Genomic DNA, 12,446 nt, shown 5'->3' with positions numbered 1-12,446 from the left:
GACAGCTGATGGCAATCGATCTTGTTTGCCATCAGCTTTGGTCGCATAATGGTTGTATCGACGAGGTGAAAGCACTCGCCTTTAACCCGTGCACTCGGACGCGCGACACAAAGGTCATGCCCATGGGCTCTGACAAAGACGGCCTTGAAGTTGATTCTAAGTCGTGGACCGGAATAGGATATGACGAAAGCGCACAGCCGGACATGTCAAGTAAATTTAGCGCTTTTGATCGCTTTCGAAACTACTTCAAGCTTTTTATAATTGTAATAATATTGCTCAATGTAATTCATTTGGTTATTGGCGGCAAAATTTCCTTTGATATCATCTCCATATATCATGCGTTAATATTCCAGATACTCGAAATCTTAGGCGGAATAGCGCTGATTTTTGTGATTGTACTTAGGGAGGAGATCCGCTCCGCCCGGAACAAATTCTAAGATTCCTCGGGTCGATCCTTCGGGTCGAACTGCGATATGGTCGTCCATGTCGCGGTCAGCGCCGGCTTGCGTTCGTTTTCGATCTCCACGGTCACGTCATAGGTCAGCATCAGCATATTGGCGCCGCGCAGCCGGGTTTCGGCGAGTGTGAAGTGTCCGCGCACCCGCGCGCCGCACTTGACCGGCGACATGAAGCGGATCTTTTCGAAGCCGTAGTTGATACCCATGGTCTGCTCGCGGATCTTCGGCAGGCCGCTGTAGTTCATCGCCGAGAGCAGGGAGAGCGTCAGGAAGCCGTGAGCAATGGTGCCGCCATAGGGCGTTTCCGCCTTGGCCCGCTCGGGATCGACGTGGATGAACTGATGATCGAGCGTCGCATCGGCAAAGGTGTCGATCATCGTCTGGTCGACAGTGATCCAGTCGGAAACGCCAATCTCGGTTCCCACAAGTTTCATGATCTCAACAAGCGAGATATCGCCGGGCATTCCATCCTCGTCGGTCTGTGTCGTCAGAATCCTTTCTGGCGAATCGGGACGGAAAGTGCAACCGCGATCAGTTTTCGAGAAGGAAGGCGACGGAGCGGGCGGGAATGGCGATCTGCTCCCCGGCTGGCGTTTCGCCCGCCGTCGTCAGCAGGGACCAGCCGTTTTCGGAAGCCGGCAAGGCGATGGAGCGTTCGTCCGAGGCGCGGTTGAAGACCATCGCAAGCCGCGTCGATCGGCCGCTGGCGCGATCCTCGGTCCGGATTGCCATGCCGAGCAGGCTCGCTTTCGGCGTTTCCCAATCCGATACCGTCATCGGCGTCCCCGCGCCCGAGAACCAGAGCACATCGCCATCGCCGCGAAAGAAGTCCATCTGACCGAAGGCGGCGAGGCGGCGGCGCAGGCCCGCAAGCCAGGCGGTATGGCCAATCAGTTCCTCGTCCAGCGACTTCCAGTCCATCCAGGTGATGGCATTATCCTGGCAATAGGCGTTGTTGTTGCCCTGCTGGCTGCGGCCGCCTTCGTCGCCTGCCGTGAGCATGATCGTGCTGCGCGTCGCAAAGAGCGTCGACAGCATGGCTTCGATATCGGTGCGGCGTTTGTGTTGGATCGACGGATCGTCCGTTCGGCCTTCGATGCCGTTGTTCCAGGAGAAGTTTTCGTTATGGCCGTCGCGATTGTTCTCGCCATTGGCCTCGTTGTGCTTGTTCTCGTAGGAAACGAGGTCCATCAGCGTGAAACCGTCATGGGCGGCAAGGAAATTGACGCTGCGCGTCTGCGTGCGGCCGTCGCGGCCGAAGGTGGTGGAGGAGCCGGCAAGGATCGTTGCCAGATCGCCGACGCCGGCATCGCCGCGCCAGAAGCGGCGCAGATCGTCGCGGGCGCGGTCGTTCCACTCGAGAAACGGCGTCGGAAAACGTCCAAGCTGATAGCCGCCGGGACCGATGTCCCAGGGCTCGGCGATCATGATCCGATCCCTGAGGACGTCATCCGCCAGCATGGTGCGCAGCGTCATGCTGTCGGGATCGAAACCCTTGCCGTTGCGGCCGATCACGGTGGCGAGATCGAAGCGGAAGCCGTCGATGCCGGCATAGCGGACGAAGTGGCTAAGGCTGTCGACGATCAGCTTGCGCGTCGCCGGCTGATCGCAGGCGACCGTGTTGCCCGTGCCCGTGTCGTTGACCAGCGTGCCGGGCTGATCCGGCAGGTGACGGAAGTAAGTGGGGTTGTCGAGGCCGCGCAGGGACAGTGTGGGTCCCTGACGGTCGCTCTCGCCGGTGTGATTGAAGACGAGGTCCAGGATGACGGCAATGCCTTCGGCGTGAAGGGCAGCGACCGTGTCGCGCAACTCCTTCATGCCGCCGGGCACGAGACGAGGATCGAGCGCCATGAAACCGACGGGATTGTAGCCCCAGCCATTGGTGAGGCCTAGCGGCGGCAGGTGCCGTTCGTCGATCCATGCGGTGATGGGCATGAGCTCAATGGCGTCGATCTGCAGGCGCTTGAGATGGGCAATGATGGCGGGATGGGCAAGGGCGCCCACCGTGCCGCGCTGTTTTTCCGGTACATCCGGATGCAGCATGGTGAACGGCTTGACGGCGATCTCGTAGATCAGACCCCCGGGCTGAAACAACGGCTTGGCCGGCTTGATGGCGACGTCGCGCGAGACGATCGCCTTCGGCATCAGGTCCCGCGTGTCTTCCCCGAACGTTCCAAGGCGCGCGTCGTATTCGAACGGTCGATCTATCTCCTTGGCATAGGGGTCGACCAGCAGCTTCGACGGATCGAACCATAAGCCTTGGTCGGGATCGTACGGGCCATAGGCGCGCAAGCCGTAGCGCATGCCTTCCCTGGCATTCTCAACGAAAAGACGATGCTCGTCGCCATCGCGAGCAAGCGGCAGCCGCACGATTTCCTTCTTGCCCTCCGCATCGAACACGCACAATTCGATCCTCTCGGCATTCCTGGACCAAACGGCAAATTCAACGCCGTGATCGGTGAGGGTGGCGCCAAGGGAGCGGATTGTCGGTTCGGACATGCTCGGGCTTTCTGGCTGGATATCTAAAGATCGCTCCCTCTGCCCGCGTGCGGAGAGAGGGCTAGGGTGAGGGGCGGTGCGTTCGGCAGATTGTGCAGTCGTGGTGAATTTCGATAAGGCCCCTCATCCGACCAGTCGCCGCTTTACTTCGTTCAGCCGCTCCTGGCCACCTTCTCCCCGCATTTGCGGGGCGAAGGGGCTTAAAAACCAAAACTCAGGTGATAACCGTCGGCGTATCGCGGCCAGTGCGGCCCTTGATATCGGCGATCTCCTGGGCTGCCACGATGAGATCGGCCAGCGCTTCCTGGGTCTCGATATTGTGACGGGTTGGATCGGCCTCGTAGCGCTCGATATAAACGCGCAGCGTCGCGCCCGTCGTGCCGGTGCCGGAGAGGCGGAAGACGACGCGGGAACCGCCCTCGAACAGGATGCGGATGCCCTGATGCTGGCTGACCGACTTGTCGACCGGATCGTGATAAGCGAAGTCGTCGGCGGCGGAAACGGTGAGGTCGCCGATCTTCGTGCCCGGTAGCGTCGGCAGCTTTTCGCGCAGCGCCGTAATCAGACCATTGGCGGCATCGGTGTCGACGCCTTCATAATCGTGGCGGGAATAATAGTTGCGGCCATAAGTGGCCCAATGCTGCGTCACGATATCGATGACGCTTTCGCCGCGAACGGCAAGGATATTGAGCCAGAGCAACACGGCCCAGAGCCCGTCCTTCTCGCGAACATGGTTGGAGCCGGTGCCGGAGCTTTCCTCGCCGCAGATCGTCGCCATGCCGGCATCGAGCAGGTTGCCGAAGAATTTCCAGCCGGTCGGCGTCTCATAGATGCCGACGCCGCGCTTCTCGGCAACGCGGTCGGCAGCACCGCTGGTCGGCATCGAACGGGCAATGCCGGCGATGCCGTGTGAATAGCCGGGAGCAAGATTGGCGTTGGCAGCAAGGATTGCCAAGCTATCGGACGGGGTGACGTAGATGCCCTTGCCGATGATGAGATTACGGTCTCCATCGCCGTCCGATGCTGCACCGAAGTCGGGCGCATCCTCGCTCATCATGTCGTCGTAGAGCTCTTTGCAATAGACGAGGTTCGGGTCGGGGTGATGACCGCCGAAATCCGGTAGCGGCAGGAAATTGCGCACCGATCCGTCCGGCGCGCCGAGACGGATCTCGAAGATTTCCTTGGCGTAGGGGCCGGTGACGGCGCTCATCGCATCGAAGTTGAGGCGGAAGCCGAGACTGATCAGATTGCGAATCGCGCCGAAATCGAACAGCTCTTCCATGAGGGCCGCATAATCTTCGACCGGATCGATAACCGAGACGATCATGCCGCCCACATCCTCGCGAGCGATGCGGTCGAGGTTGATGTCTGGGAAGTCGGCAATCTTGTAGCTGTCGATCACCTTGGAGCGCTCGTAGATGGCGTCGGTGATCTTTTCAGGCGCGGGGCCGCCATTGCCGATGTTGTACTTGATACCAAAATCTTCCGTCGGGCCGCCGGGATTGTGGCTGGCCGACAGGATGATGCCGCCAAACGCTTTGTACTTGCGGATGATGTTGGAGGCTGCGGGCGTCGAGAGGATGCCGCCCTTGCCGACCATCACCTTGCCGAAGCCGTTTGCGGCGGCCATCTTGATGGCCTTCTGGATGACTTCGCGATTGTAGTAGCGGCCGTCGCCGCCGATGACCAGGCACTTGCCCTGATAGCCTTCGAGCGAATCAAAAATCGACTGGATGAAGTTTTCCGCGTAGTTCGGCTGCTGGAATACGGGAACCTTCTTTCGCAGGCCCGAAGTGCCGGGTTTCTGATCCGCGTAGGGGGTAGTCGGTACAGTTTTAATCATCGGGTTAAGCGCCTCTCGAGACTAGACTGGAGTAGAGAGCGACATAGCGTTCTGCGCTCCTGCCCCAGGATACGTCGGATTTCATGCCCTGCTTTTGCATCTGCGTCCAGACCTTTCGATCCTGGAAAAGATGCATGGCACGGCGCACGGCTTGTAACAGCCCCTCCGCGGTGACGGGCGAAAATTGAATGCCGGTTGCGACTTTTGCCTGCAGCGCGGCATGGTTGGCGTCGATAATCGTATCGTTCAGCCCACCCGTTCGCGCAACGATCGGCAGGCAGCCGTAACGTAAGCCATAAAGCTGCGTCAGGCCACAGGGTTCGAAGCGCGAGGGGATGATAATTGCGTCACAGCCGGCCTGCATCAGATGCGACATGGGTTCGTTATAGCCGGCTGAAACGCCGACGCGGCCGCGATGACGGCCAGCCGCGGCAAACAGTGCGCCTTCCAGCGCCGGATCGCCAGCCCCCAGAATGGCGAGCTTGCCGCCCATGTGGACGATCTCGGTGGCGACGCTTGCCAGAAGGTCCATGCCCTTCTGCCAGGTGAGCCGGCTGACGACGCAGAAGATCGGACCATCATCATCGTCGAGGCCGAAATGCTCGATGACGCGCTGGCGGTTCAAGGCACGATCCTTCAGCGTCGTTGCATTGTAGGTCTGGGCGATCATCGGATCGGTCGCAGGATTCCAGATGTCATCGTCGATGCCGTTGACGATGCCGTAGAGATTGTAGGCTTTGCTGGCGATGACGCCTTCGAGACCCATGCCGAATTCCGGCGTCAGGATTTCCTCGGCATAGGAGGGACTGACGGTGGTCAGGGCATGCGCCGTCTGCAGCCCGCCTTTCAGGAAGCCGACATCGCCGTAATATTCGATGCCTTCCATGGAGAAGGCATGCGCCGGCAGACGCAGGCCGGGGAAGATATCGGCGCCGAACTGGCCCTGGAATGCGATGTTGTGAATGGTCAGAACGCTCGGCAGTTCCGGCGTCGGATAGTAGCGCATGTAGACCGGCACCATCGCCGATTGCCAGTCATGCGCATGCACGAGATCCGGCCGCCAGCCGGGCATGAGGCCTGCGGCAATCTCGGCGCCGGCCAGGGACAGCGCCGCGAAACGCCGCCAGTTGTCGGGATAGTCCTTGCCCGTCGCATCGACATAGGGGCCGCCGGTACGGCTGTAATAAGCGGGGGCATCGAGCACCAGGAAGGCAATGCCCGCGTGCTCAACCTCGAGAACGGTCGCCGGCTCGCCGAGGAGATCCGGAAGCTCCAGACGGGCAACCGGATCGCGGATGGCTTTCATGACGGCGGGATAGCCCGGGATCAGGGTCTTGGTTTCGACCCCATAGGGCTGTAATGCGATAGGCAGGGCGCCGGCGACATCGGCCAGGCCCCCTGTCTTGATCAGGGGGAAGACTTCGGACGAAACCGAGAGAACCTTCATAAGTTACAGATCCAGTTTGTCGATCATCGATTGGGTGATCAGGCAGATGCCGCTCTCCGTGCGGCGCCAGCGTTTGGCATCCAGGTCCGGATCTTCACCGACCACCAGACCCTCGGGAATGGTGACGCCATGGTCGATGACGACATTCTTGAGCTGTGCCCGGCGGCCGATCTTGACGCTTGGCAACACGACGGCACCCTCCAGCTTGGAGTAGGAATTGGCGCGAACACCGGTAAAGAGCAGGCTGTTGTAGAGGCTCGCGCCGGAAATGATGCAATCGCCGGCGACGACGGAGGAGACTGCAGAACCGCGGCGGTCCTCGTCGTCATGGACGAACTTGGCCGGCGGGCTGATTTCCGCATAGGTCCAGATCGGCCAGGACTTGTCGTAGATGTCGAGTTCCGGCACCACGGCGGTCAGGTCGATGTTGGCCTGCCAATAGGCATCGATCGTGCCGACATCGCGCCAATAGGCTTCGCGCTCGAAATCCGAGCGAACGCAGGACTGCGTGAAGCGATGGGCGACGGCTTTGCCGTTCTTGACGATATAGGGAATGATATCCTTGCCGAAGTCGCGGCTGGAATTCGGATCGGCCGCATCGCGCTTCAGGCATTCGATCAGGAATTTGGTGTGGAAGACATAGATGCCCATGGAGGCAAGCGCAAAGTCCGGATTGCCCGGAATGCCGGGCGGATCGGCCGGCTTTTCGACGAAATCGATGATCTCGTCCTTCTCGTTGACATGCATGACGCCGAATCCGACCGCTTCCATGCGCGGCACTTCGAGGCAGCCGATCGTCACCTGTGCGCCGGAATCGACGTGCTGCTGCAGCATCCATTCATAGTCCATCTTGTAGATGTGGTCGCCTGCGAGGATGACCATGTATTCCGGGCCATAGGGCTCGATGATGTCGATGTTCTGGTAGACGGCATCGGCCGTGCCTTCGTACCATTGCGTTTCCGAGACGCGCTGCGAGGCCGGCAGGATATCGAAGCTCTCGTTTCGCTCCGGGCGGAAGAAGTTCCAGCCGCGTTGCATGTGGCGGATCAGCGAGTGCGCCTTGTACTGCGTCGCGACGCCGATGCGGCGGATACCGGAATTGAGTGCGTTGGACAGCGCGAAATCGATGATCCGGGTCTTGCCGCCGAAGTACACGGCTGGCTTGGCACGGCGGTCGGTCAGTTCTTTCAGGCGGCTGCCGCGCCCCCCGGCAAGAACGTAGGCCATGGCATCGCGTGCCAGCGGCTGGAAACGTTTTTCTACCATTTTATTCCTCCCTGTCCGTAATGGTCTCAAAATTCCGGTTCGAGCATGATCGTCGCTAGTGGAGGCAGCGTTATGATCGCTTGTACGCCTCCGCCTGCATTCACGGCCTGGACACGCCCGCCATTCCCCTTGCCGCTGCCGCCATAAATGTCGGCATCGGTATTCAATATCTCGCGCCACCGCCCCTCAGCTGGCAAGCGCAAGGTGTAGTTCTCACGATAGACTGGCGTGAAATTGGTAATGACGGCGACCGGCTTTTCGCCCGGCGCCTTGCGCAGCCATGCAAAGACCGAGTTTTCGAAATCATCGACCACAAGCCATTCGAAGCCGTCGCCCTCGCAATCGCGAGCATGAAGTGCCGGCTTGCTGCGATAGGTGAAATTGAGATCACGAACGAGGCGGCGCATGCCTTCGTGCATGCGATATTGCAGCAGGTTCCAGTCCAGCGCGCGCTCTTCGCTCCACTCGCTCCATTGCGCGAATTCCTGGCCCATGAAGAGCAGCTTCTTGCCGGGATAACCCCACATGAAGGCATAGTAGGCACGCAGGTTGGCGAATTTCTGCCAATCGTCGCCGGCCATCTTGGCGATCAGCGATCCCTTGCCGTGGACGACTTCATCATGCGAGAGCGGCAGGACGAAGTTTTCCGAGAAGGCGTAGATCAGGCCGAAGGTCAGCTCGTTGTGATGATATTTGCGATGCACGGGCTCGCGGGCGAGATAGCTCAGCGTGTCGTGCATGAAGCCCATGTTCCACTTGAAGCCGAAGCCAAGCCCGCCCTCATGGACCGGCTGCGATACTTTCGGCCAGGAGGTCGATTCCTCGGCGATGGTCATGACGCCCGGATGCGCGCCGTAAAGCCGAGTGTTCATCGACTGCAGGAAGCGAACAGCCTCGAGGTTTTCGTTGCCGCCATATTCGTTCGGGATCCACTCGCCGTGCTTGCGCGAATAGTCGAGGTAGAGCATTGAGGCGACGGCATCGACGCGCAAACCGTCCAGGTGGTATTTTTCTGCCCAATAGAGTGCATTGTTCAGCAGATAGGCGAGCACTTCGGTGCGGCCGAAATTGTAGATCGCCGTATTCCAGTCGGGATGAAAGCCCTTGCGCGGGTCTTCATGTTCGTAAAGGGCAGTGCCATCGAACCAGCGCAGGCCATGTTCGTCCGTCGGAAAATGCGCCGGCACCCAATCGAGAATGACGCCGATGCCGACCTTGTGGCAGCCGTTGACGAAGCGGGCGAAGCCTTCCGGCTCACCGAAGCGGGCGGTTGGTGCATAAAGGCCGGTCGTCTGATAGCCCCAGGACGGATCATAGGGATGTTCGGTGATCGGCAGGAATTCGATATGGGTGAAGCCCATGTCGACGCAATAGGGGATGAGGCGCGAGGCGAGTTCGTCCCAGGACAGCATCGAGCCGTCGTCGCGGCGCTGCCAGGAGGCGGCATGCACCTCGTAAATAGAGATCGGCTGGCGGCGCTGATCGACGCTTGCCCAATGTTCGCGGTGCGCGGAATCGTCCCAGATCTGAAGCAGTTCGTTGGCGGTGACCGAAGCCGTCTTCGGGCGCAGCTCGCTGCGTCGGGCAAAGGGATCGGCCTTCAGCGGCAGCAATACGCCGTCCTGGCCACGGATCTCAAACTTATAAGCAACCCCGGCCGGCACATCCGGGGCGAAGATCTCCCAGATGCCGCTGTCGGAGCGGAAGCGCATGACGTGCCGGCGGCCATCCCAATTGTTGAAATCGCCGACAACCGAAACGCGCTGTGCATTCGGTGCCCAGACGGCGAAATGAAAGCCCTGGACGCCCTCGTGCTTCATGGGGTGGGCGCCCATCTTGTCGAACAGGCGCAGATGCGTACCCTGACGAGCGAAGTAATCGTCCATTGGTCCAAGAACCGGACCGAAGCTGTAGGGATCGGTTACCGCCCATTCGGCATCGCCGCGCCGGGCGCGATAGCGGACCGGCTGCTGCTTGGCAAGTTTGACGTCGCCGGAAAAGAAGCCTGCCGGATCGAGGCATTCGAGCTCGCCGATGACGGAGCCGTCGAGCGCCGTGGCGGTGACGGCTTCAGCACCAAGGATGAAACAGCGGGCTACATAGCCTTCGTCCGTCTTGTGCACGCCGAGAACGGCGAATGGATCGGAATGGGTGCCTGCGAGAATTGCAGCAATATCCACTGCCGAAATATCGCTCAAGCTTGTGCTGTCAGCGGGCTTTTTCGGCTTTTTCATCCGGCTCTCCAGATTTCCTTGGCGTATTGACGGATCGTCCGGTCGGAGGAGAACCAGCCCATGCGGGCGGTATTGTTGATCGTCTTCGCGTACCATTCCGACGGGTTGGCCCAGAGAATATCGACTTCGCGCTGTGCCGAGGCGTAGGCATCGAAATCGGCGGCAACCATAAACCAGTCGTGGCTGTAGATGCCGTCGATCAGGCCGGCGTAGCGGTTGCGGTCGTCGGGAGAGAATACACCAGAGGCGATGGCCGAAAGTGCTTGAGCCAATTCGCGCGAACGCTCGATGATGGCGCGAGGATTGTGACCGTCGCTGCGCAGGTTGGCGACCTCATCGGCCCGCAATCCGAAGATGACGATATTGTCCTCGCCGACATTATCTCGCATTTCGACGTTGGCGCCATCAAGCGTGCCGATGGTCAGCGCGCCGTTGAGGCCGAACTTCATGTTGCCGGTGCCGGAGGCTTCCATGCCGGCGGTCGAAATCTGTTCGGAAAGATCGGCGGCCGGTACCATGACTTCGGCCAGCGAAACGTTGTAGTTCGGCACGAAGACGACCTTCAGCAGGCCACGTACAGAGGGATCGTTGTTGATGACGCGTGCGACATCGTTGATCAGCTTGATGATGAGCTTGGCGTTATGATAGCTCGGCGCCGCCTTGCCGGCGAACAGCTTGACGCGCGGCTGCCAGTCGAGCTCCGGATGAGAGCGAATCTGGTCGTAAAGCGCTACGGTTTCGATGACGTTGAGCAGCTGGCGCTTGTATTCGTGGATGCGCTTGATCTGGATGTCGAACATCGCGTTCGGATCGAGCTTGATGCCCATGCGGCTGGCGACGAGGTTGGAGAGCTGCACCTTGTTGGCGCGCTTGACGGCGGCGAACTTCTCCTGGAAGGCGCTGTCGCGGGCGAACTGATCCAGCGGCTTCAGCTGCTCGGCGTCGTCGAGGAAGGCATCGCCGATGGTTTCGCGCACGAGGTTCGTCAGGCCGGGATTGCACTGCATCAGCCAGCGCCGCGGCGTAATGCCGTTGGTCTTGTTGTTGATGCGGTCCGGATAGAGCTTGTGCAGGTCGGCGAAGACCGTGACCTTCATCAGGTCGGTATGAAGCGCGGAAACGCCGTTGATCGAATGCGAGCCGACAAAGGCAAGATTGCCCATGCGCACGCGGCGATCGCCATTCTCGTCGATGAGCGAGATCGAACGGATTTCGGTATCGCTGAAATTGCGCAGTTTGCGCGCTTCGACGAGAATCTTGGCATTGATCGCATAGATGATCTGCATATGGCGCGGCAGCAGTCGCTCGAACAGCGGCACCGGCCAGCTTTCCAGCGCTTCCGGCAGCAGCGTATGGTTGGTGTAGCCGAAGGTGTTTCTGGTGATATCCCAGGCTTTGTCGAAATCGAAGCCGTGAACATCGACCAGCAGGCGCATCATTTCGGTGACGGAGACGGCCGGATGCGTGTCGTTCAGCTGGATCGCGACCTTGTCGGCGAGATTGGTCAGATCGTCATATTGCTGCAGGTGGCGGCGCAGAATGTCCTGCAGCGAGGCCGACGAGAAGAAGAACTCCTGGCGCAGGCGCAGCTCCTGGCCGGCCGGTGTCGCATCGGCGGGATAGAGAACGCGGGTCAGGCTTTCGGCCTTGTTGCTTTCGCGCAGCGCGCCGATGTGGTCGCCGGCGTTGAAGGCATCGAGCAGGATCGGGTCGATCGGCTGCGCCGACCAGAGACGCAGCGTGTTGACGCGCGCGCCACGCCAGCCGACGACGGGCGTATCGAATGCGGTGGCGATGACGCGCTCCGCCGGCTTCCAGACGTAACGCGGCTGATCGTCGTGGCTGCTGATGGTTTCGACGCCGCCGCCGAAGCCGATTTCATAGGAGCTTTCCTGGCGTTCGAATTCCCAAGGGTTGCCGTGCGCCAGCCAGGTTTCGGGCAGCTCCACCTGCCAGCCATCGGCCATCTGCTGGCGGAACAGGCCGTGGACGTAGCGAATGCCGTAGCCATAGGCCGGCACATCGACGGTTGCCATGGATTCCATAAAGCAGGCCGCGAGGCGGCCGAGGCCGCCATTGCCGAGCGCTGCATCGGGCTCGAGGCCGGCGATGACACGGATGTCGACGCCCAGCGAAGCGAGAGCGTTGGTGATCTCCTCCATCAGGCCGAGATTGGAGATGGCGTCGCGCATCAGGCGGCCGATGAGGAATTCGAGAGACAGATAGTAAACGCGCTTGGCGCCCGTCTGATAGGCTTTTCGGGTCGATTCAATCCATTTGTCGATGACGCGGTCGCGGATGACAAGGATCGTTGCCGTCAGCCAGTCGTGCGGCTTGGCGACCTTCGCATCCTTGCCGATGCGGTATGTCAGGCGCTCGATGATTTCTTCGGCAAGGATTTCGGGGCGGGAACTGCGCGGGGCTGGAACGGGGAGATCGGCCTTCGTCAAGTTATTCATACTATCAACTCTCGCCATTTGTGATTTATATTCAGCGCGTTACGCCGAATTAAATCGATTTGCCTTTCCGTTTCACTATCAGTTTACGCACTGATGTAAAGCAGTTGCAACAAGCGAGTTGGGCGGATGCGAAAAATGCCGCCAAAGGTTCCGCCTCGACGGGAAAAGACTTGATTCCGATGATGTTTCGGGCTCTTATTCGCGCATCGATCAAACGAAAAGCCGCGCGATACTCGCATC

General features: G+C 60.1%; 8 protein-coding genes. 1 reads left to right on the top strand and 7 read right to left on the bottom strand.

Annotated elements, in window-relative coordinates:
- Positions 1 to 8: 8 nt before the first annotated feature.
- Positions 9 to 437 carry a hypothetical protein gene (locus GA0061100_RS05520; RefSeq protein WP_075851658.1) on the top strand — a complete coding sequence of 143 codons (429 nt, stop codon included), beginning with the start codon at positions 9 to 11 and terminating at the stop codon, positions 435 to 437.
- On the opposite strand, the gene GA0061100_RS05515 is transcribed toward GA0061100_RS05520, so the two are convergent.
- The 7 genes from GA0061100_RS05515 to GA0061100_RS05485 form a co-directional block, all read right to left on the bottom strand.
- Complete coding sequence (locus tag GA0061100_RS05515; RefSeq protein ID WP_075851657.1) at positions 434 to 922, bottom strand: MaoC family dehydratase; 489 nt, start codon at positions 920 to 922, stop codon at positions 434 to 436. The two genes, GA0061100_RS05520 and GA0061100_RS05515, sit on opposite strands and share 4 nt — an antisense overlap.
- A gap of 67 nt (positions 923 to 989) precedes the next feature.
- Positions 990 to 2,957, bottom strand: a complete 1,968-nt coding sequence (gene glgX, locus GA0061100_RS05510; RefSeq protein WP_075851656.1) for a glycogen debranching protein GlgX — start codon at positions 2,955 to 2,957, stop codon at positions 990 to 992.
- A gap of 214 nt (positions 2,958 to 3,171) precedes the next feature.
- Entirely contained in the window at positions 3,172 to 4,800 is a 1,629-nt protein-coding gene (locus GA0061100_RS05505; RefSeq protein ID WP_075851655.1) for an alpha-D-glucose phosphate-specific phosphoglucomutase, read from the bottom strand.
- 4 nt (positions 4,801 to 4,804) lie between these two features.
- Positions 4,805 to 6,247: a glycogen synthase GlgA gene (glgA, locus tag GA0061100_RS05500; protein WP_075851654.1), complete on the bottom strand. Its 1,443-nt coding sequence runs from the start codon at positions 6,245 to 6,247 to the stop codon at positions 4,805 to 4,807.
- A 3-nt stretch (positions 6,248 to 6,250) separates the two neighbouring features.
- Positions 6,251 to 7,513 carry a glucose-1-phosphate adenylyltransferase gene (gene glgC / locus GA0061100_RS05495; RefSeq protein ID WP_075851653.1) on the bottom strand — a complete coding sequence of 421 codons (1,263 nt, stop codon included), beginning with the start codon at positions 7,511 to 7,513 and terminating at the stop codon, positions 6,251 to 6,253.
- 26 nt (positions 7,514 to 7,539) lie between these two features.
- A complete protein-coding gene (glgB, locus tag GA0061100_RS05490) occupies positions 7,540 to 9,747 on the bottom strand; it encodes a 1,4-alpha-glucan branching protein GlgB (protein ID WP_075851652.1) in 2,208 nt (735 codons plus the stop codon).
- Positions 9,744 to 12,206 carry a glycogen/starch/alpha-glucan phosphorylase gene (locus GA0061100_RS05485; RefSeq protein WP_075851651.1) on the bottom strand — a complete coding sequence of 821 codons (2,463 nt, stop codon included), beginning with the start codon at positions 12,204 to 12,206 and terminating at the stop codon, positions 9,744 to 9,746. The genes glgB and GA0061100_RS05485 overlap by 4 nt, the downstream gene beginning before the upstream one ends.
- Positions 12,207 to 12,446: the final 240 nt, after the last annotated feature.

Origin of the sequence: Martinezella hainanensis, assembly GCF_900094555.1 — a bacterium.
In the GTDB taxonomy this organism is placed as follows: domain Bacteria; phylum Pseudomonadota; class Alphaproteobacteria; order Rhizobiales; family Rhizobiaceae; genus Rhizobium; species Rhizobium hainanense.
This window is presented reverse-complemented; position numbering and strand designations above follow the sequence as displayed.

Bases quoted from the DNA above. Each gene is read 5' to 3' on its own strand.
- GA0061100_RS05520 (WP_075851658.1), top strand. From the start codon at position 9: ATGGCAATCGATCTTGTTTGCCATCAGCTTTGGTCGCATAATGGTTGT.
- GA0061100_RS05515 (WP_075851657.1), bottom strand. From the start codon at position 922: ATGCCCGGCGATATCTCGCTTGTTGAGATCATGAAACTTGTGGGAACC.
- glgX (WP_075851656.1), bottom strand. From the start codon at position 2,957: ATGTCCGAACCGACAATCCGCTCCCTTGGCGCCACCCTCACCGATCAC.
- GA0061100_RS05505 (WP_075851655.1), bottom strand. From the start codon at position 4,800: ATGATTAAAACTGTACCGACTACCCCCTACGCGGATCAGAAACCCGGC.
- glgA (WP_075851654.1), bottom strand. From the start codon at position 6,247: ATGAAGGTTCTCTCGGTTTCGTCCGAAGTCTTCCCCCTGATCAAGACA.
- glgC (WP_075851653.1), bottom strand. From the start codon at position 7,513: ATGGTAGAAAAACGTTTCCAGCCGCTGGCACGCGATGCCATGGCCTAC.
- glgB (WP_075851652.1), bottom strand. From the start codon at position 9,747: ATGAAAAAGCCGAAAAAGCCCGCTGACAGCACAAGCTTGAGCGATATT.
- GA0061100_RS05485 (WP_075851651.1), bottom strand. From the start codon at position 12,206: ATGAATAACTTGACGAAGGCCGATCTCCCCGTTCCAGCCCCGCGCAGT.